The organism is Lancefieldella parvula DSM 20469 (genome assembly GCF_000024225.1).
Classification (GTDB): domain Bacteria; phylum Actinomycetota; class Coriobacteriia; order Coriobacteriales; family Atopobiaceae; genus Lancefieldella; species Lancefieldella parvula.
In genome coordinates, this window is sequence record NC_013203.1 from 1,379,605 (window position 1) to 1,398,979 (window position 19,375).

Consider the following 19,375-nt stretch of genomic DNA (forward strand, 5'->3'; position numbering starts at 1 on the left):
CCAGCAATTACGGAAGGAACGTGCATGCCTTTAGACAACCTATTGAGAGACGCAGGAGCTCATTTTAACTGGGAATATGTAGTTTCAATTGCGCTTTTACTGGCTCCAGCAGTTGTTCCAGGTGTGCTTTTTATTTACTCCTTTATCAAAGAACCTCGACAGTTCCGCAATGCACTTTTTCTATTTGCGGCTCTAGCATGGTCCGCGGTTCTTCTGGTATTGAGGTTTAACAACTATATTCTTGGATTAATTTTAGTTGCTCTTGTGCTGCTAACACCCTTTCTGACCATTATTTTCTTACTGATTAACACCGTAGTTGTTGTAAAAAATAATGGATTTTCGCTGACATCAATGTTGCCGTTTTTGATGGCTGGATTTCTTATTTTGCTCATTGCTTCTCCCGCTATCGTAAGTTATTTGGACCCAGATACTCACCGCATTGTTGTCGTTTTACTGGGGCTTTTTATGCTTGAGGGCCTATGGTTCTCGTTTACTTTTGTAGCTTTGCTGTTCTATTCGTGGATATACCGAATCCTTCCCCGTCGCCGCACCTATGATTACATCATTATTCATGGCGCCGGACTTGATGGCCCGCGACCAACTCCTTTACTTGCAGGCAGAATAAATAAGGCTCTCGAACTTTGGAACAAGCAACATCAACACGGAAAGTTTGTTGTTTCCGGAGGCCAAGGTGCTGATGAAGTTGTCTCCGAGGCTCAAGCTATGCGCGACTATCTTCTAGAAAAAGACGTTCCACTCGATGCAATCCTTATGGAAGACAAGTCAACCACTACCTGGGAAAATCTTAAATACTCGATAGGCATTATCAACAATGACTGGACAGCAAGCGCCAACACCACCAGCGTTGACACAAGCGCATCCAGCGGTTCTTTCGCAGCTTCTACCATAGGTACCGACTTCACCACCGCAGTTGTTACCAGCGATTTCCATGTTTTCCGCTGCGCCGAATACGCTCACAATCTAGGCCTTAAAGCAGACGGCATTGGATCTCACACAAAGGGCTGGTACTGGCCTACGGCATTTATCCGTGAGTTTATTGCAATCACTAAAGCGCACCTCTGGCCATATTTGGTTTTTGCTAGCATTTATATATTGATTAACGTCCTCGACTACGTATTCTTCTTCCTAGGGGTTTTGTAGCTACGAGGTACACCTCATTGCCCCCTACGACCAGGAAGGAAGTCAGTTGGAGACATTTGAATTTGTGCTCATCGTTTTGACGTGCGTCGCAGCTTCCTCGGTCATCGACAAGTTTGTCAACGTCTCCATCCCGGTAATACAGGTGGTCATAGGCCTATTGGTGGCACTCGTTTTACCCAGCGTCCAAGAAGTGCATCTGGAATCTGAGCTCTTTATGCTGGTCTTTATTGCTCCGCTCCTCTTCAACGAGACGAGAGAAACCAACATCCGTGCGCTTCTCCTCAACTTGAACAGTATTTTGTCATTGGCAATTGCACTAGTGATTGTCAGTGTTCTCTCGGTCGGCTACGCCCTCCATCTGATGGTTCCCTCAATCCCCCTAGCTGCAGCTTTTGCACTTGCTTCAGCGCTTGGACCAACGGATGCAGCCACCGTTACCGCACTTAAATCAAACATTCATCTAACCCATCGCCAGCAGACGCTTCTCTCCGGAGAATCCCTCATTAACGACGCATCCGGCGTTGTTGCATTTCAATTCTCCGTTGCAGCAGCTGTTACGGGTACGTTTTCGCTGATAGACGCAGCGGGATCATTCACGGTGCTTTTTGTAGGCGGCGTGGCAGTGGGAATTGTCACAGGCTTTGCTTTCTCTGCCATCAACGCAATGCTTGGCAGATTGGGCTATGAGGACACTGTTGCAAACGTCCTCTACGAAGTACTCACGCCATTTCTTGTCTATCTTCTTGCCGAAACCTTCCACGTTTCTGGCGTACTGGCCGTTGTAGCAGCGGGCTTGATAATTGCACTTCCTCGCAGACAACATAATAAAGCGATGGTAGCAAGACAAAAACTGGTATCTGATTCCACATGGAAGGTCATAAGCTTCCTCATCAACGGCACCATCTTTGTCTTCCTGGGAATGCAGCTTCCACTTGCCGTACTTCCTGGTACTAACGGCGGCCTCAATATCCTGCAAATTCTAGGTATTGTTGCTGCAATTACCCTGTTTATGCATGCCGTCCGCTTTGCATGGCTCTACGCGCTGGAAACTCACAAGCTCCACAAGGGTGGTCACCTCTGCACTGGTAAAGATAACGAGAAAGACGATGGCGAGAAACCCGTCGAGCAGCTCGCTGAACTGAATGCTAATCAAAGTGCTGAGCAACCCCTCAACCAGTCCAAAGCCGCGTGTATTCCAAAGCCTATCTCTATCACATCTGCCGAGCTCATTAAAAACGTACTGGTCACTACCATTGCGGGTGCAAAAGGCGCGGTAACGTTGTCGATCATCCTCACCTTGCCGCTGGCAACTCAGTCCGGAGCAGCGTTTCCACAGAGGGATCTGTTAATCACCATTGCCGCCGGCGTTATTCTCGCCACATTGTTCTTGGCAGACAACCTATTACCTGTGTTGTCCAAGTCTCCGGAAGCTGACTCTGACCTACCTGAACGCCTCCACAAAGGAGAGATTGCCGTTTTGGAAGCAACTCTTGCCGAACTCAGGAGCATGCTACAGTCAGAAAACCCTATGTCAAAGTATCTACCTGCGCTTCGTTTGACTATCACGCGTTATACCAACCGCCTGTTTGCTTCTCGTATTACCGCGCCCGACTCAGGCAAACTGATGAAAGAAGTAATACTTCACGAGACAGAAGTACAGCGGAAATGTCTTGAGGAGCTTCGCAAGCGTCACGTTAAGACCAACAACCCCATTCCATGGGACCAAATTGTCGATGATATTACTTCAATTCGCAGGTCAGTTGGTTATTACGGACCTATTGCAAACATTGCTGCAAAGACAAACCACCGCTCACGGTTTGCCGTTGCTCTCCACGAGCTTAAGCTGTCAGCACAACGCATCATTGATGGCGGTATTAGACATCTAGAGGATGCTGACCAGTCCTACTACCAGGCATGTCTATACGCGCTTGAGATGGAATACGCAGGGCTCGACGACCTAGAGCGCATTGCAAACGGCGACGATGAAGAGATGGCGGTCATTGCATCAAACTTGATGATTGACCACGAGTCGGCAATTGAGTCCATTTGGAGCCGCATCAATATCAACGATGAGCACGGCTCTAGTACTACTCAAGTTTCTTACCTTCTACCTTACAATCTGAGCTCACATAAGATGTCACCGCATTTTAGGCAGCAGATTGCCAATGCTCGCGAGTACGCCGATGATGTGGCAGAAAACGCACTGCGCATTGAGTTGGACCAGATCTCGCGCCTTCAGTCTGAGGGCGTCATTGACCGCGAAGTTGCCGCCCACCTACGCGAAAACGTCTACTACCTGCAGATGACTTTGAGTGAGTAGTATGAGCTCCACGCCAGACACACGCCCCGTCACCGATGCGACCACCCATCCCGACATCAATGCGGTCGCGCAATCCGCCAACCCCACGGCGAGAAAAACGACCATCTCCGGATTTTCCGTCCACACGAAGATGTCCTCTGTAGCTGGCGCTCCTGTTGTTTACCTCTTGGGAAACGTAGCCGACAACTCTTCCGTCCAGGTACCTGAAAGCGTCAGCCTAGTAACAGTTGGCGTTAACCTGTGGGAACAAAATTTCTCGCCTTGGTGCGCTCCACGCGTTTTTGCCAAGGGACCCAACTTTGGAGATGGCGCACAGAAAACACTTGATACGCTGATTGACCAAATAATTCCTTGGGCAGAATCGGAGCTTACCGAGCCACCGAAATATAGAGTGCTTGTAGGCTATTCACTCGCGGGACTGTTTAGTCTCTGGGCTGGTGTGTCGCAGTCCAGCACGTCAAAGCAGGCCGCATGCGGCTGCCAGCCCTGCGCTCCCGCCTCGTTGCAGCTCAGCGCCACCGCCGCACCGCAGCCCGATGACACCCCCATCATCGCAACCTTCCAGCGCATCGGATCTGTATCGGGATCATTTTGGTTCCCAGGCCTTTTGGACTACGTAGACCATCAGCTCAGTGCAAAGGCAGTCGGCCTCACACACGCCTATCTTTCACTGGGAGACCGAGAAGCACGGACTCCCAATCCACAAATAATGCACGTACGAGAAAACGCAGAACTTCTCGCCAACAAGTTAGTGAACGCGGGGATAACCTCGACGTTTGAGCTAAACCGTGGAAATCACTTTCAAAATGTTGAGGGAAGAATGCAAAAAGCTCTGGACTGGCTGCTCAAATAGGGTAAGATTCTTCAGAACGTACATGCCAGAAAGGTCTTATGCCCAACTCAACGCAATTTGACAGCAAAACTGAATCGCCCAGCACAACCTCTGGCGAGCAATCTAACTACTTTTTTGCACTCATTCTTTCCTTGATATTTGGCATTTTTGGCGTTCCACAGTTGTATCTCAAGGGTTGGAAATCAGGGCTTACAAGACTTGTTGTAAATACGACGCTGATTGTTGGCACAATCGTCCTAGCTCAAATATTTGCCTTACCAGCATTGCTTTCTTATCTTCTACCAGCAATTCTTTCGTACCCGGTTATCGAGAGCGCTCTAAACCTCATTTACGAAGATGCCAATGCTTCCAAAAAACTCATAAAAGGCAAGCTCAAGCTCCACAAGCGGTACGCCGGAAAACAAAAAGCCGGAATTGCATTAGCCTCACTGAGTATAGCGCTCTACTTTAGTGCTGCACTGACGCAGCCGCTTCCAACTACCGTCTCTACCGCGGGCGTATCAGGTCAACAAGCCACAGTTCAAGCGACCAACGCACCCTCGCAGACAGACTCCGACACGTCATCCACAACCTCGCTGGCAAACACAAACGTAACCATCAAGTTTATCGACGTTGGCCAAGGAGAAGCAATTCTCATTGCACTTCCCGAAAAAACCATGCTTATCGATGCCGGTCCTACAGGTTCAGGTCCAAAAATTTCTCAGGTGCTCCATGAACTTGGTCGAGAGAAGATTGATTACCTGGTAGCTACCCATCCTGACGAAGATCACATTGGTGGCATGGCGGACGTCATTTCCAGCACCCAAATCGGAACCATTTACGCACCAAATAAGACAAACAACACGGCAACATACAGAAAGTTTCTAACCGCTATTCAGAACAATAACCTACAAATAACCCTTGCTGAAGCAGGGACCATCATCGACCAAACCGATGACTACAAGATAGAAATTCTTTGGCCAGCCAAAGACGCAAATTTTCCCGATACCAATGACTACTCGATAATTATCAAACTAACCATTGGCAACAAGACGTTTCTTTTCACGGGAGATGCACCTACAAGCGCAATCCTTCAGAGCAATCCAGGCCACATCGACGTGCTCAAGCTCTCCCATCACGGCTCTAGAACAGGTACAAATGAGCAACTGGTCCGCAAGCTATCGCCCACTTACGCCCTCATTTCTTACGCTTTGGATAACTCCTACGGACACCCCATGAAGTCAGTCTTAAACGCCCTCCACAAACATTCCGTTGAGATTTGGGGAACGGGAGCTAACGGAACTATTACCATTACCTGCGATGGTACAACCATTGAAATATCTGGCGAGAAGAACGGCACTGTTGTTGCTCCTACCTCACCAGAAAAATCTGGCACGTCGTCGACATCGAGGACTAAGTAATGAAAGCAATCATTGATCGATTTGAAGACAACAACCTTGCCGTGCTTGAGCTAAATGATCAATCAGGCAATATGCTTACCATTTCTCGCCACAAGCTTCCAAGTAACGCTTGCCAGGGTGATATTCTTTACTACCAAGACGGTGTGTGGACGATAGCTGAGGAAGAGACAACCCAACGTCAAAACGATATCGATGAGCTGTTCAACTCCTTGCTTGTGCGCGATGATAACGAAGATGATTCCTACCAAGATGACGCATATTCAAAGGACGAGTAGCCACCCCCCCCACACTCTCCCTCAGCAAAGCACGTAACTCATACCCTAACAACAAAGAACACCCTGCGAGCTCATAACCCACAGGGTGTCTTTTGTAGCTGTGTCTTTGCGTTACTACACGTTCTTCTCCCTTAATCAGGTTCCCGTGAGTGCCGTACCTTTTACATACAGTGTGTGACCGTTAGCAATAACGTTTGCTGCAGTACCATTGAACTCGGTGACATAGCTATCTGCTGTCAAAGTCCAAGTACTGTTGTTATCCAGTGTTACCGCAACAGTACCAACTTCAGTGGAAACAGTCTGGTTAGTGGCGTTGACGATGTTGCCGTTAACGTAACCCTCAAACGTGGTTCCTTCGGTAAGGTTCAGAGCAAGTGTGGAGTTGTTGCCAACAAGCACCGCTCCCACCAGATCCTGCGCTTTAGCGTTAAAGGTTGCCTTATTATTACCGCCATTCCAACCGTCATCACAGACAGAGATAAGAATGTTAGCAGCGTCTTCGTTAGTTAACTTGACGCCATTGAGCTCAATGTCAGCGTTAGTGTTAGTAACGTGGAACATGTGACCGTTCTTGCTGGTGAGGGAACCACCAGTCATAGCAAAGGTGGAATTACCTGTTGCTGCATCTCCGGACATGGACTGGTAAATCATGATGGTGTCCATGAAGGTTGCGTTGCCATTGCACTTGGTGTTGTTTGCCGTAAGGTCGCAATCGGTAAGCTCAATGGAGTTCAAGCCCTCAATACAAACGCCCTCGGAAAGGTTAGAAACAAGTGTGGCGTTAGCAACGTGGATCTCTGCCGTGGAGTAGATGGCTGGCGAACCTAGACCATTGGAGGTATAGGTACCACCGTCTACGTAAACTGTTCCGCCGCCCCTATCGGTACGAATAGCTGCAGAAGACTGACCGTTTGTGGTAACCGTGAGGTTGTAGGCATTGGTGGTGCCGCCACCGGTTGTCATGGTGCCACCCGCGCCGTCGCCAGTTGTAGTGATGGTGGTGTCCTTGATAATAACCTTGGTGCCATCACCGTCACCGCCGTTCTGACCGCCGTTGCCTCCGTAGCTAAAAATGCCGTTGGCACCCTTTGCATCTGAAGTAACAGTGAGGTTAGTCAGCGTAGTGGTTGAACCTCCCTCAACAAGTACTGCAGCGTTCTGACCGTAGAAGTTACAGTTATCTCCGCCGTCGGAATCTCCTGTCTTAGTAACCGTGGAATTGGTAATGGTTACATCGTCGGTAGTATTGACCAGGATGGTATTCTCATCAGCAGTAGTGCTGTTTACTGCATAGCCATCCAGGGTCTGAGCGGCGGTAATCCGAAGTGCTTCTGAAGCCTTCTTGGTGTCTTCAGTTGTGTTATTAGCGGTTGCTTTTGCGGTTTTGCAACCAGCAAGTCCGAATGCCATCAAAACTGGAAGACCGGCTACTACATCTCTTCTTGTGTACTGCATAATGTGCGCCTCCTTGCACTTATTTGGTGTATGCAATGAAGTGATTTTTTACTCCCTTGCATCTGATGAGGACATAGTAGGAGGCAAAGATTGAACAAAGATTGAATTCTCAAAGTTTTTTTAGAAATTTTTGGAGAGTTAGCAAAATCCCAGTTCAAACGTAAAATATGCTAAAATCGCATATTTTGATTTATAGGCTTTTACCTGCATAAATAAAAAAGACGTCTTAACGAGAAAGACGTCTATATAAAACAGTTTTATTGAATTAAAGATTGAATATTGAATTTCTACCTACGCGTTATTTGCCCTTAATAGGAAGCTGAACAGTAAAAGTAATCTGACCCTCTGAATAGCCTACATTAATAGTTCCACCATGCTTTTGAACCACAGCTTGTGCAATCGAAAGACCTAGTCCATAGTGATTATCCTCACTATTTCGTACATCATCAACGCGATAAAAACGATCAAACAGATGCTCAAGCTTTTCTTGAGAAATCTCTTCCGCGTCATTACTAACACTTAAGATGGCGCTATGACCTTGTTTCTTAAGATTTAACTCAATCTGAGTACCCGTTGTGTGCCTCAGGGCGTTATCAAGCAGCACAGAAATAACCTGCGTAAGCTGATTCTGATTGCCTGTAAGAACAATCCCCTCTTCAATGTTGCTTTGAAGCACCTTGCCATTCTCAAACGCAAACGTCTCAAAGACCAGTGATTCTCCAGTAACCACATGAGAGAAGTCCAGCTTTTCCATAGGCACTTCTCTATTCTCCGCACTAGAAAAATCTAACAGCTGTTTTACTAGCTTTCCCATACGATTGCTCTCGTATTGAATGTTGGAGAGCCATTCGTTGTGACTAAGTTCTCTGGATAGAATCTCTGCATTGGCGTCAATAACCGCAATAGGGGTCTTGAGCTCGTGACTTGCGTCGGATAAGAACTGCTTCTGCTTTTTATCACTCTCTTCAAGTGGACGAATAATGCGCTTTGCCAGAAACACAGAAATAAAGAACATACCTACCAGCGATACGCCTCCTACAAGCAGAGCGTTTCGCATCATGGTCTGAAGACCGGCTTCAGAAACGGTGTTATCCATAAACGCCACAAGCGTATAGCCATCTTTTTTCATAACCACGTAAGAAAGATTGCCTGTTCTACCAGAAGGATTTCCTTCGTTCAAAATCTGACGAGCAAACTCAGTAAGGTTTTCATCAGAGCTAACGGTTTTCTCGCCATTAAAGACTGAAAGTACGGAGCCGTCTACAGAAAACGATACTGAGTAAAACGTTGAGAGCTCGTAAGCAGATCTCTGACCTGGCGGTTGATTGTCAGATTTGTTTGACAGCTGAGCGTCAGGTTTGACCAGTGGCTGCTGCGGACTCTGATCTTCGGAGCTTGTCTGTCCCTCGGAGCTACCCTGCCCCTCAGAACTACCCTGACCCTCTGGGCCACTCTGTCCCTCAGAGCTACCTTTTTCCTTCTCAAGCGAATACTGACTGGCGTAGCGGTTGAGCACGTCCATGTTCTTCTGTCTGATCTCCTGAGTGCTAGCAAACATGATGACCGACAGCGTCACCGTGAACAGCAGAACAAGCGACACCATAATGGAGAGGATAATTTTTCTTCTGGATTGCCTAAACAGTTTAATCCCTCAATTCATATCCCAAGCCGCGAACTGCTTTAATCTCTACCGTAGAACCGATAAATGCCAGTTTTTTACGGGTAAATGACATGTACACCTCAACGTTGTTGTACTCGGCGTCGCTTTCAAATCCCCAAATCTTAATGGCAAGCTGATCACGCGTCATAATGCGACCATGATTGCCAATCATATACTCAAGAATGCGCAACTCTTTCTCGCTTAGACGCACACTCTGGCCAGAAGTCTCACAGGTCAACGTTGCGGTTGTGGAATCAAGCGAGAGGTCGCCAAAACACAGGACATTCTCTTGAAAGCTAGAACTCCTTCTTCCTAGCGCACGTAAACGAGCTAAGAGTTCTGCCGTCTGGAAAGGCTTGGTTAGATAGTCGTCAGCGCCGTTATCCAGGCCCTCGACCTTATCGTCTAGCTGGCTTTTTGCCGTCAGCATTAAAATAGGAATGGTAATTCCCTTACTACGTGCCTTTCTGGAAACCTCAAACCCACTCATCTTAGGCATCATAACATCCAGGATTGCAATGTCATACATATTACTTTCTAGGGCGAGAAGGGCAGACGCGCCGTCAGTCATATGATCAACGTCGTATTTTTCTTGCTTCAAGAGAGCCACAATAGCTGCAGCCATTCTCTTCTCATCTTCAGCTAGAAGCACTCGCATCGTTTGCCCTATCGACTCAAGCCATTTTACATTTCACTAAAAGAATAATCGCCTTTTACCGCCAACCCCGGCACCGCACGAGAAGCACCGCATTCCTACCGTACTCCTTCTTGTACCCCTCAATCATATTGCCAAATCCTCTGCAAGCCTTCTTGTAATGCCAGAATATGAATAGTACATAATCAAGAGGTTTATATAAGAATCTCTACCATCAGTCGAGAAGAACGTGCCGTTGCAGCATTACGTCGAATTATTTGCCTCAAGTATAGTTGATGGGATTGCGCAGCCGACCGGTTTCTCACAGCAAACATATGCTACAGTGAAACAAAAGCACCCTCGCTATCACAATTTATGGGATGACCGGGGTGCTTTTTGCTGGTATGCTTCTGCGATAAAATCACTATAAGTTGACATACACAAAAGGGACAACCAATGTCAAAGCAAAACAATCTGAAGAAAATAGTAGGGCTCAAAAGTAGACATGACATTGAAGACGAGCAATTTGTTAACTTTTTTCTTCTAGTTCAAGCAAAAGCAAATGAACAAGGAAAGATATTCTATCTAGATTGCGGTGAAGGTAATATCGCATTGATAGATGACGCATTAGCTATGGATTTATCAGGCTGGCTCATTGATCAGTCTGATGCTCAAGAATTTGAATCGTATTGGCTTGAAGACTCATACTGTGTTCCCGATAAATTCAGTAAATTTGAATGTGAAGAAGAGTGGTACTTAGAAGACGATGCTATTTGTATCAATTTGATTACCTTCTAAAGAATGCCACTGCGCCAAAGCCTCTAACGAGATGTAATTTTTGACGCGTAGAATATGCTATATTGAAGCAAAAGCGCCCCGGTTAACACCAATTGGTGATAGCTGCGGCGCTTTTTATTACGCGCGAGTGTGACTAAATCTGCGCCAACAAAAAACGAGACCGTTTCCCGACAAGCAACTGCCCGGGCGTATCTTGTTTTAGTCAGTCTATGTAACCGTTAACGCTTAGTCAAACCAGATCTTTACAACGTTACCGTCTGCGGATGTAATATCCACAAGTGTGCCACTCTCGCCAGTCTTTGCAGCTTCCATAAGCGCATCAAAATTAATGTTAGAGAGCTGCTTCTGAGTCTCCTGATTAAGATAGCTGCCACTGATATGAATTCCAGAATTCAGCACAAACTTTGCCAGACCCAAAGGTACGCACATATCAACAACATCGCCGTTGTTGGAAACAACATACACGTGCAACCCGTGCTTTGCAGATCCATTGCCTAAGCGAACGTCCTTCTTCTTGCTACCGTCAGCCTCGTCGTTTTTCTCGACTTTGACCATGCTCTTACCAAAAAGCTTGCCAAAGCTGAAACCTGAAGACTGAGTAGCAATGCCCTGGTTGTCCTGCTCTGTGGGCTCTTCTACGATCTCCGCGGGCTCGTCGGCTGCAACAGAAACAACCTCGGCAGTACCCTCTTGGGCAGCGACACTCTCCTGAGCGAAGGCACTTGCGCCGCTCAAAAGTTCGTCAACGGACACTCCAAGAAAGCGTGCAAGATCTGGCAGCAGCGAAATATCCGGATAGTTAATGTCGCTCTCCCACTTGCTCACCGCCTGCGGACTCACGTTCAACTCTTTTGCCAGACGCTCCTGCGTTGCAGTTTTAGCTAAACGAAGACGTGCAATACGACGACCAAGGGTCTCAGATGAAGTAGTCATAGTTGCTCCTTTTCTCAACTCATTATCACTGAAATGGCATGCGGGCCGCTGATTTCACTATGAGTCGTAACAATACGTTCAACAAGAACGTATCAGTTGAGTTTGGTATCGCAACGGTTTCCAACTACTCAACAGTAGGTTGAGTTCGCAGGTAAACCATACTTTTTTGACCGAAATTGACTTGCTCTAAAAGTGTTCTCCTACTACCATTTAATCAAGAAACTTTTGATGTTTAGAAAGGTCTGTGTATGGCTGGCGAGAAGAACTGGGTGTTCTGGACCAGTGGTGCGCATATTGTTTCCGATTTTGAGCAATGCGCTACGGACGGTTTTGTTGGAGTTGACGTAGATGGCGTCGTGTATCTCTTTGACAATAATCAAAATGTCTTTGCTTCGGCCCATGCTTCAAATATTGAAGGAACTATCAGTGGCTGGAGAGGCACCTGGCTTATTCTCGACGATAAAAAATATGCTCTAGAGTTTGTACCTCTCGCAGATAAGATTGCTCCCCACCTACTTATTGGAGCTATAAGCAATGTCTTCATGCAAGAGCTCCACCATGGAGATCAGGAGAAGGTTCCTCGAGAACTTCTCGAAGACTTCAAGACTGCATTTGAAAACGCTAAATATAGGCGCTAAACAAAAAAGACCCAAGTTTTATTCTTGGGCCTTATCAATACAGTAACTTATTTATTTGAGGTACTTTTTAATTTCATTCTTAAAAATAATAGGTCGAACAAGAACTGTAACAATTGTAGGAATAATCAATAATGGCGCTACCACAAACAAGCCCACAACAGCCGTTTTTCGAGTAGTAACCCTTCCACCAGTTCCTAATAGTATGCTGTTCAAAATATCGGTCATAATAAATGCAAATGAACCGTCAGTAAGAGTATACGCAAGTATCCATTCAAGCAAGAATAGAACAACAAAGACAAGTGCCGTGGTATTTGCTGTCTTTTTGCAAATAGCAAGTCTCTCATCAAACGAAAGTTGATCTGCCTCTGGAACTTTCTCAAACCATTTAACCGCGCGCTGTTCTGGAGTCATTATAAGCTCTCAATCTCATTAAGTTCTGTATCAACAAGCGTTGCTCCAAGAGTATTCTTAAAGTGCGCAAGAGCAAACTGGTGATTCTCAGGCGTTAACGATGCCACCGCTGGCTCAACAACCTCAATGTGATAACCTAGATTGTAAGCGTCCACTGCCGTATGCAGCACGCAAATATCAGTAAGAACGCCGGTCAAAATAACCGTATTGACACCGCGCTCCCTCAGGCGAATATCAAGATCAGTTCCCGAGAAGGACGAGTAATGGCGCTTATCCATCCAGAACACATGGCTATCATCCTTGTACTGCTGGTAGAAGTTGTTCAAAGGTCCAAATAAGTCTCTACCACTTGTGCCAATAATATTGTGAGGTGGGAAAAGCTTGGTCTCTGGATGGAAGTTATCCTCTGGGTCGTGAGCGTCAATAGCAAAGAAAATATAATCGCCACGATCAAAAGCACACTTAGTAGCTTCATAAATAGCATCAGAAATAGCTTGAGCTGGCTTGCCTGCTGTCAGCTTTCCGTCATCTGCTACAAAATCGTAGGTGTAGTCAATCGAAATCAAAGCTTTCTGCATGTTTGATCACGCTTCTTTCTTGAGCTCTACAAGTGCAGTCAGTAAAAAGAATAGACGCCATCTATTGTACAGGTGACGTCTCTATATTCCACGCTTAACACGTAAATGTTTTATACGTAAGTACTCAGCTCATCAATATAAGAATCTAGTTCATTAACTGAAGTCCATCTTCAAAAATTAAAGCGACTGGATAATTTCTTCTCCCCGAGCATTCTGCGAGATAAATCGAATCTCACGACGAGGCTCAGCGTCATCGGATGCTAACTCTTCCTCTGATAACCTGGAGACATACACATCAAGGGTTCTCTCGCCAATTTGCTCTGCAAATTGCTCTCCCCACTCGATAATAGTTGGCCCATCGGACTCAAGTGCGTCATATAGACCAGTATCTTCAAGCTGGTCAGGATCACTCAAACGATACAAATCAAAGTGATAGAGCGGTATGGTTGTACCCTCATAAACCATCTCGATAGTAAAGGTTGGGCTGGTTACATCATCAGTAACGCCCATACCTGCAGCAATACCCTTAGTGAGCTGAGTCTTTCCCGCACCCAAGTCTCCCGTGAGCACTAAAACATCTCCTGCTTGCAGGAGTTTGCCCAAAATCTGACCAAGAGCAATAGTCTGCTCAGTGGTAGTAGAAACAAACGTGCCAGCTGCGGTTTTTTCTGGCAGATTGTTTGCAATGGTGTTATTTGTGCCAAAATTAGCGTCGACAGAAGGATTAGTCACAAGAGCCTCCTCGAGGATGTTTCTTAAGCCAATCAGCAAGAAGTTGCAAGTCGTCTTTGAGGAACTGTGCCCATTCTTTGCGATAAATAGTTGATGCAGGATGCATGGTAGGTAGCACACTAAAGGCGCCTATCTGGTAAAACTTGCCGCGCAGCTCTGTCACGCCCTTATCGGTATGCATGACAAACTGTGTAGCAAAATTTCCCAAACAAACAATAACGTCTGGCTTAATGGCACGAATCTGGTCGCGAAGATACGGAGAGCACTCCTCCACCTCAGCTACCTTGGGGTTTCTATTTGAAGGCGGTCGGCATTTGACCACGTTAGAGATAAAAACATCCTGGTGAGAAAGACCAACTTCCTCTAACAGTGCATCAAGTTTTTTGCCCGATGTTCCCACGAAAGGCTGACCGCTTAGATCCTCATTTTTACCAGGAGCTTCTCCTACAATCATAATACGAGCCGTGGGATTTGGCCCGCCAAACACAATATTGGTGCGCGTTTCCCAAAGCGGACACTTTTTACAATCAGCTATCTGCTCGCAAATCTCATCAAGAGTTTGACCTGCTTGTTTAGAATATGCGATTTTAGAATATTCTACGTTTGACATGCGTTTTCTACCTAAAGCGTTTTTAGGCGAAGCAGGAGAAGCCGCCATTAGATGTACACCTTATCAAGGCGAGCACCAAAGTTGCAAACTACCTCGTAGTTGATAGTTTCACGCAGATCAGCCATCTCATCTACGGTGATTTCTTGGTCGCCATCTTTACCAATAAGGGTTACCACGTCACCATAACAAATCTCGTACACAGGCTTGTTAGCACGCGCACCTGTTGTATCAACGGCAATCATGAACTGATCCATACAAATGTTGCCTACCTGGCGCACTCGACTTCCGCGCGCCAGAACATCCATACGGTTAGAAAGATTACGTGCAAGTCCGTCAGCGTAACCGATAGGCACTGTTGCTACCTGAATGTTATTACGAGGAACGCGCCAGGTCATACCGTAACCAACACCATCACCAACAGCTGGATAGACCACACGCGTCACACGACCGCGTACGCTCATAACGAGCTGCAGGTCAATGCGTGGAATGGTGAGTTTACTTGGATGAAGCCCATACAGACCAATGCCTACGCGGACCATATCAAACTGTATATCTTTGTGCAGGATGGTACCGGGAGTGTTGTCAGCGTGAACCAAGCCTAGCTCATAGCCTGCATTTTTGAGTGCTGTAATTGCTTCAACAAAACGATTAACCTGCAGGTCAAAATCCCAGTTGTCAAGCACATCGGCCGTAGCAAAATGCGTAAACGTACCAGCACACTCAAGACCCCTGTGGAAATCAATAGAACCGCGCACCTCAAGAAGATCTTCTCGCCTGACACCAATACGGGTCATGCCAGTATCAATGGCCAGATGATAGCGACCAACTTTGTTAGCTGCAGCAGAAGCCTCGCCGTAGGCAAGCGCAAAATCAACTGTATAGACGGAAGGCATGATGTCAAAGCGAACAAGGTCTGGAATAGAAGTGACGGGTGGCTCAGAAAGCACCAGAATAGGACTTTCAATGCCAGAGCAACGCAGCTCAACACCCTCATCAACCGTTGCAACAGCAAATTGATCGGCACCCACAGACTGCATGGCTTTAGCACACTGAGCAGCACCGTGACCGTATGCGTCAGCCTTAACCACGCACATTAGCTTAACTCCGCGGTTAAGCTGGGCTTTAAACGCCTTCACATTGTGGCGGACGGCAGAAAGATCAATCTCTATCCAAGCCCATCTATCCTGAGGATATGCTGACATCAAGCTCACCTACTCTGCAGCTTCTTCAAAGTCTGCCATAGGGAACGCAATTTGCTCCTCAAGTGCATCTGAAGCAAGGCCAATAACATCGCAGATGTCACCAGCCATAGCTCCACGTACACCGAACTTCTCGGCAGCTAGCTGGCCTGCGTATGCATGAACCTCACAAGCAAGCGAGCAGAAGATTGTCAGGTCATCAACTTGGCCGGCAACCTGAGCTAATCGGCCAGCAATGGTACCAGCAAGAACATCGCCAGAACCAGCGGTTGCCAACGTGACAGGGCCAGGCTTTGGCAGCACGGCTTTCTGGACGCCTACACAGCCGGTAGCAGTACCCTTAGCAACAATAACCAGCTCAGAGCCACCATCTGCCCAGACAATCTTACGAGCTGCCTCAAGCTGAGCCACCAGGCTTGCAGGAGGATTGTCTACCTGATTGACCAAGCGGCCAAGCTCACGACGATGTGGGGTCATGATAAGCGGAGCGGTACGACGAGTGAGCTCGGGGAAATCTGGAAGGTTGTTGTTAGTCAGGCGAGCAATACAGTTGAGTGCATCAGCGTCAACAATAACGGGCAGCTCAGAGTCAAGCAGTGCAGAGGTAACCTTAACGGTTCCACCAGAAACGCGCATGCCAGGACCAACCAGCGTAACGGTACGCATCGCAGCAAGCTGCAGCACCAGTGGAGCGGCCTCCTCAGTAAACACGCCCTCAGCATCGCATGGGAGGCCAATAACAGGAACCTCTGGCAACATCATCTGAACACAGCTGACAATAGCCTCGGGGACTGCCAGCGTAACGTAGCCGGCACCCGCACGAGCAGCCGCCTTAGCAGCAAAAACAGCGGCTCCCGGGAAGCGGCTAGAGCCACCAACCACCAGTACGGAGCCGCGAGAATACTTATCACAGTCGTTGAGCTGAGCAGGAACAGAAGCAAGATAATCTTCCAAGTCAACGCGCCATGCAACAGGATCTGCTTCAACAACCAAGCGCTCCGTCTGCTCGGCCAAAGGAGCTACAACAATAGAACCACAAACATCTCGACCAGCATCAGCAATTAGACCGGGCTTCAGCGCAATCATGGTAACGGTGACGTCAGCAACAACACACGCACTTTCTACCTGGCCCTTCTGCGCAGAAAGACCACTTGGAACGTCAACAGAGAGCACGCGAGCGCCAGACTGATTAAGGCACTCAATCCAAATATCAAACGGAGCTCTCACTTTGCCGTGAAAACCGGTACCCAACATGCAGTCAAGCACCACATCAGCTGTTGCCAACAGATCAATAAGCTCCTGGCGAGAAGGACCAACAAGCACCGAAACTCCCGCGCGAACGGCGCGCTGCGCCATTTGACGTGCAAGATCGCCGGAAATCTGATCTGGCTCAAGTGGAGTAACCACCTTAACGTTGCAGTTCCTAGAGCGCAGCGCTTCTGCTGCCACCCAGCCATCTCCACCGTTATTGCCAAGACCTACGAGGATGACAACGTTACTAATGTCTCCCCCCATGCCAAGGGCTTCTTGAGCAGCAGCGTAACCTGCACGGTGCATGAGCTCAGAAACGCTTACGCCCACGCGTGTCAGCGCAATCTCTACGCGCTTGATGTCCTCAACATTTAATACCGGCTGCATAACTTACTCCTCAGATTTAACAACATCATCAAAGGTTGTCTCAATTATAGATTCTTGCACGCGCTCAAGCTCATCCAACACAGAACGAGCTTCTTTGAATGAACGTGCCAGCTCTTGGGTGGCATCTTCCTTTTGATCTACCTTAGGTTTTACAGCATTGGTGACGGCAACTGCATTGGCTACCGCAACGTCTCTAGTGTACGAAATAGAAAGTGCAATCTCTTGCACGCCTTGATCGGCCGCAATCTGTGCAGCCTTACCAGCTAGACAAGCTTGTGGCCTACCCAGTTGATCTCTCTCAACAGAAACATCCTGAAAACCAATACCAGACGAGAAACCCGTTCCTAAAGCTTTGAGCACAGCTTCTCTTGCCGCAAAACGAGCAGCATAATGCTCCGCAGGGCGAGCAGTACGCTCACAATACGCACGCTCGGCATCGGTAAACATGCGGCGAATAAAGTGAGGGCGCTTATCAATTGCCTGCTGCATGCGGGCAATCTCAAGCATATCTACACCTATTCCTGCCAGTGCCATCGTATCCCCTGAATTTATCTGCGCTTAAGCGCTAAGCCTATACGCTTCAAGTGCATCAAGCACAATCTGGTTTGCTTGCTGGCAAAGCTCATCAGTAGGTGCTTCTGCAAGAACACGTACCAGAGGCTCAGTTCCAGAAGCGCGGACCAACACACGGCCATTGCCCTCAAGGAACTTCTCGGCAGCTGCAACTGCATCGTTGACCTTAGGAGACTGCATAGCAGCCTCTTTATCAGTGACGCGAACATTAACCAACTGCTGTGGGTATAGCTTAACGGGACGAGTCAGCTCAGAGAGTTTCTCGCGCTCTGCTCTTAAGACCTCCATAATACGGAGACTGGTCAGGATGCCGTCACCGGTCTTTGCAAGATCACCAAAGATGATGTGACCGCTTTGCTCGCCGCCCAGACTGTAATCGTTTTCGTTCATGCAAGCGTAAACGTACTTATCGCCTACGTTGGTCTTCTCGTAAGAGAGGCCAGCGTCGTCAAATGCCTTGAACAGGCCAAAGTTACTCATGACGGTGGTAACCACGGTCTGCTTAGCCAAGCGACCATACTTGTTGAGGTAGGTGCCGCAAACGTAAAGAATTAGGTCTCCATCAACTACGTGGCCGCGCTCGTCAACTGCCAGACAGCGGTCAGCATCGCCATCATACGCAAAGCCCACGTCAAGACTATTTTGAACCACAAAGCGCTGCAGCTGGTCAATGTGAGTGGAACCACAATCAACGTTAATGTTAAGACCATTTGGAGCATTGTTGATAACGTGAGTCTCGGCACCCAGCGCATCAAAAACAGGACGAGCAACACTAGAAGCTGCGCCGTTTGCGCAGTCCAGGCCAATCTTTAGACCCTGCAAGCTAAAACCACAGCTAGCAATAAGACTGGAGATGTAGCGATTACGACCCTGCATGTAGTCAACGGTGCGACCAATACCATCACCGGTTGCCATAGGAACTTCAAGCTTGCCGTCAATATAAGCTTCTACCTGCTCAAGGACATCCTCGTCCATCTTGTAACCCTCTTTGTTGACTAGCTTGATGCCATTGTCAGTAAAGGGGTTATGGGAAGCAGTAATCATAACGCCGCAGTCAAAGCCACCATCTACTACCTCGTAGCTCACGCCAGGAGTAGGAATAACATGCAACATGTACGCATCAGCGCCGGAAGCAACTAGACCCGAAACAAGCGCGGACTCGAACATATAGCTTGACCTACGAGTATCCTTACCAATGATAATGCGAGCCTTGCGAGACTGCTTAGCTCCGTAATACCAGCCTATGAAGCGGCCAATTTTATACGCGTGATCGACGTTCAAACCCTCGTTTGCGCGGCCTCTAAAGCCGTCTGTTCCAAAGTACTTCATAAGCGTCTCCTAGCTGCGAATGTAGTGTTGTCGGGTGGAGAGCAACTTGCGCGCAAAGCGCCAGCGAACTACTCGACAGGTGGGGCTTCTCGCCAGATAGCGAGAAGAACGTGCGGACTGAAGCGGTTATGCAAATATGCAAAACACGACCATTTAAAAGTATACAAAAAAGAGACCT

At 47.6% G+C, this 19,375-nt stretch carries 19 protein-coding genes; 7 read left to right on the forward strand and 12 right to left on the reverse strand.

Annotation, left to right across the window (positions count from 1 at the left end; translation table 11 throughout):
• Positions 1–24: 24 nt before the first annotated feature.
• Genes APAR_RS06300 through APAR_RS06325 form a run of 5 tightly spaced genes read left to right on the forward strand, consistent with a single transcriptional unit; the run spans position 25 to position 6,009 of the window.
• Positions 25–1,161, forward strand: a complete 1,137-nt coding sequence (locus tag APAR_RS06300) for a YdcF family protein (protein ID WP_012809311.1) — start codon at positions 25–27, stop codon at positions 1,159–1,161.
• A 46-nt stretch (positions 1,162–1,207) separates the two neighbouring features.
• Complete coding sequence (locus APAR_RS06305) at positions 1,208–3,481, forward strand: cation:proton antiporter (RefSeq protein ID WP_012809312.1); 2,274 nt, start codon at positions 1,208–1,210, stop codon at positions 3,479–3,481.
• 1 nt (position 3,482) lies between these two features.
• Positions 3,483–4,334, forward strand: coding sequence for an alpha/beta hydrolase-fold protein (locus APAR_RS07195; protein WP_049754787.1), 852 nt, complete (start codon positions 3,483–3,485; stop codon positions 4,332–4,334).
• A gap of 38 nt (positions 4,335–4,372) precedes the next feature.
• The gene (locus APAR_RS06320; RefSeq protein ID WP_012809314.1) at positions 4,373–5,734 is read left to right on the forward strand and encodes an MBL fold metallo-hydrolase; all 1,362 of its coding nucleotides are present in this window, start codon (positions 4,373–4,375) and stop codon (positions 5,732–5,734) included.
• Positions 5,734–6,009 carry a DUF3006 domain-containing protein gene (locus tag APAR_RS06325; protein WP_012809315.1) on the forward strand — a complete coding sequence of 92 codons (276 nt, stop codon included), beginning with the start codon at positions 5,734–5,736 and terminating at the stop codon, positions 6,007–6,009. Before APAR_RS06320 ends, APAR_RS06325 begins: the two co-directional genes overlap by 1 nt.
• Positions 6,010–6,144: 135 nt before the next feature.
• Here the strand turns inward: APAR_RS06325 and APAR_RS06330 are convergent, their stop codons facing one another.
• The 3 genes from APAR_RS06330 to APAR_RS06340 all read right to left on the reverse strand — a co-directional run bounded on the left by APAR_RS06330 (position 6,145) and on the right by APAR_RS06340 (position 9,782).
• The gene (locus APAR_RS06330) at positions 6,145–7,464 is read right to left on the reverse strand and encodes an autotransporter outer membrane beta-barrel domain-containing protein (protein ID WP_012809316.1); all 1,320 of its coding nucleotides are present in this window, start codon (positions 7,462–7,464) and stop codon (positions 6,145–6,147) included.
• 298 nt (positions 7,465–7,762) lie between these two features.
• Positions 7,763–9,067: a sensor histidine kinase gene (locus APAR_RS06335; protein WP_012809317.1), complete on the reverse strand. Its 1,305-nt coding sequence runs from the start codon at positions 9,065–9,067 to the stop codon at positions 7,763–7,765.
• A 40-nt stretch (positions 9,068–9,107) separates the two neighbouring features.
• Complete coding sequence (locus APAR_RS06340) at positions 9,108–9,782, reverse strand: response regulator transcription factor (RefSeq protein ID WP_012809318.1); 675 nt, start codon at positions 9,780–9,782, stop codon at positions 9,108–9,110.
• Between the two features lie 432 nt (positions 9,783–10,214).
• On the opposite strand from APAR_RS06340, the gene APAR_RS06345 reads away from it, so the two are divergent.
• Positions 10,215–10,556 (forward strand): hypothetical protein, encoded by a 342-nt coding sequence (locus APAR_RS06345; protein WP_012809319.1) that lies wholly within the window; start codon positions 10,215–10,217, stop codon positions 10,554–10,556.
• 225 nt (positions 10,557–10,781) lie between these two features.
• On the opposite strand, the gene APAR_RS06350 is transcribed toward APAR_RS06345, so the two are convergent.
• On the reverse strand, positions 10,782–11,489 hold the full coding sequence (locus tag APAR_RS06350; RefSeq protein WP_012809320.1) for a helix-turn-helix domain-containing protein: 708 nt from the start codon (positions 11,487–11,489) through the stop codon (positions 10,782–10,784).
• A gap of 248 nt (positions 11,490–11,737) precedes the next feature.
• On the opposite strand from APAR_RS06350, the gene APAR_RS07200 reads away from it, so the two are divergent.
• Complete coding sequence (locus APAR_RS07200) at positions 11,738–12,127, forward strand: hypothetical protein (protein ID WP_012809321.1); 390 nt, start codon at positions 11,738–11,740, stop codon at positions 12,125–12,127.
• A 51-nt stretch (positions 12,128–12,178) separates the two neighbouring features.
• On the opposite strand, the gene APAR_RS06360 is transcribed toward APAR_RS07200, so the two are convergent.
• The 8 genes from APAR_RS06360 to glmM form a co-directional block, all read right to left on the reverse strand.
• Positions 12,179–12,538, reverse strand: coding sequence for a hypothetical protein (locus APAR_RS06360; RefSeq protein ID WP_012809322.1), 360 nt, complete (start codon positions 12,536–12,538; stop codon positions 12,179–12,181).
• Positions 12,538–13,116 carry a cysteine hydrolase family protein gene (locus APAR_RS06365; protein ID WP_012809323.1) on the reverse strand — a complete coding sequence of 193 codons (579 nt, stop codon included), beginning with the start codon at positions 13,114–13,116 and terminating at the stop codon, positions 12,538–12,540. The genes APAR_RS06360 and APAR_RS06365 overlap by 1 nt, the downstream gene beginning before the upstream one ends.
• Positions 13,117–13,293: 177 nt before the next feature.
• Positions 13,294–13,848, reverse strand: a complete 555-nt coding sequence (gene tsaE / locus APAR_RS06370) for a tRNA (adenosine(37)-N6)-threonylcarbamoyltransferase complex ATPase subunit type 1 TsaE (RefSeq protein WP_012809324.1) — start codon at positions 13,846–13,848, stop codon at positions 13,294–13,296.
• Positions 13,841–14,506, reverse strand: coding sequence for a uracil-DNA glycosylase (locus tag APAR_RS06375; RefSeq protein WP_012809325.1), 666 nt, complete (start codon positions 14,504–14,506; stop codon positions 13,841–13,843). Before APAR_RS06375 ends, tsaE begins: the two co-directional genes overlap by 8 nt.
• On the reverse strand, positions 14,506–15,660 hold the full coding sequence (gene alr, locus APAR_RS06380; protein ID WP_012809326.1) for an alanine racemase: 1,155 nt from the start codon (positions 15,658–15,660) through the stop codon (positions 14,506–14,508). Before alr ends, APAR_RS06375 begins: the two co-directional genes overlap by 1 nt.
• Positions 15,661–15,669: 9 nt before the next feature.
• A complete protein-coding gene (locus APAR_RS06385; protein WP_012809327.1) occupies positions 15,670–17,295 on the reverse strand; it encodes a bifunctional ADP-dependent NAD(P)H-hydrate dehydratase/NAD(P)H-hydrate epimerase in 1,626 nt (541 codons plus the stop codon).
• Positions 17,296–17,298: 3 nt separating this feature from the next.
• The gene (acpS, locus tag APAR_RS06390) at positions 17,299–17,829 is read right to left on the reverse strand and encodes a holo-ACP synthase (RefSeq protein ID WP_012809328.1); all 531 of its coding nucleotides are present in this window, start codon (positions 17,827–17,829) and stop codon (positions 17,299–17,301) included.
• A gap of 24 nt (positions 17,830–17,853) precedes the next feature.
• The gene (gene glmM / locus APAR_RS06395; protein ID WP_012809329.1) at positions 17,854–19,197 is read right to left on the reverse strand and encodes a phosphoglucosamine mutase; all 1,344 of its coding nucleotides are present in this window, start codon (positions 19,195–19,197) and stop codon (positions 17,854–17,856) included.
• Positions 19,198–19,375 lie beyond the last annotated feature (178 nt).

Excerpts from the sequence above, each read along its gene's own strand:
- APAR_RS06300 (WP_012809311.1), top strand. The coding sequence starts at position 25 with ATGCCTTTAGACAACCTATTGAGAGACGCAGGAGCTCATTTTAACTGG.
- APAR_RS07195 (WP_049754787.1), top strand. The coding sequence starts at position 3,483 with ATGAGCTCCACGCCAGACACACGCCCCGTCACCGATGCGACCACCCAT.
- APAR_RS06320 (WP_012809314.1), top strand. The coding sequence starts at position 4,373 with ATGCCCAACTCAACGCAATTTGACAGCAAAACTGAATCGCCCAGCACA.
- APAR_RS06325 (WP_012809315.1), top strand. The coding sequence starts at position 5,734 with ATGAAAGCAATCATTGATCGATTTGAAGACAACAACCTTGCCGTGCTT.
- APAR_RS06330 (WP_012809316.1), bottom strand. The coding sequence starts at position 7,464 with ATGCAGTACACAAGAAGAGATGTAGTAGCCGGTCTTCCAGTTTTGATG.
- APAR_RS06335 (WP_012809317.1), bottom strand. The coding sequence starts at position 9,067 with ATGGTGTCGCTTGTTCTGCTGTTCACGGTGACGCTGTCGGTCATCATG.
- APAR_RS06340 (WP_012809318.1), bottom strand. The coding sequence starts at position 9,782 with ATGCGAGTGCTTCTAGCTGAAGATGAGAAGAGAATGGCTGCAGCTATT.
- APAR_RS06345 (WP_012809319.1), top strand. The coding sequence starts at position 10,215 with ATGTCAAAGCAAAACAATCTGAAGAAAATAGTAGGGCTCAAAAGTAGA.
- APAR_RS06350 (WP_012809320.1), bottom strand. The coding sequence starts at position 11,489 with ATGACTACTTCATCTGAGACCCTTGGTCGTCGTATTGCACGTCTTCGT.
- APAR_RS07200 (WP_012809321.1), top strand. The coding sequence starts at position 11,738 with ATGGCTGGCGAGAAGAACTGGGTGTTCTGGACCAGTGGTGCGCATATT.
- APAR_RS06360 (WP_012809322.1), bottom strand. The coding sequence starts at position 12,538 with ATGACTCCAGAACAGCGCGCGGTTAAATGGTTTGAGAAAGTTCCAGAG.
- APAR_RS06365 (WP_012809323.1), bottom strand. The coding sequence starts at position 13,116 with ATGCAGAAAGCTTTGATTTCGATTGACTACACCTACGATTTTGTAGCA.
- APAR_RS06375 (WP_012809325.1), bottom strand. The coding sequence starts at position 14,506 with ATGGCGGCTTCTCCTGCTTCGCCTAAAAACGCTTTAGGTAGAAAACGC.
- alr (WP_012809326.1), bottom strand. The coding sequence starts at position 15,660 with ATGTCAGCATATCCTCAGGATAGATGGGCTTGGATAGAGATTGATCTT.
- APAR_RS06385 (WP_012809327.1), bottom strand. The coding sequence starts at position 17,295 with ATGCAGCCGGTATTAAATGTTGAGGACATCAAGCGCGTAGAGATTGCG.
- acpS (WP_012809328.1), bottom strand. The coding sequence starts at position 17,829 with ATGGCACTGGCAGGAATAGGTGTAGATATGCTTGAGATTGCCCGCATG.
- glmM (WP_012809329.1), bottom strand. The coding sequence starts at position 19,197 with ATGAAGTACTTTGGAACAGACGGCTTTAGAGGCCGCGCAAACGAGGGT.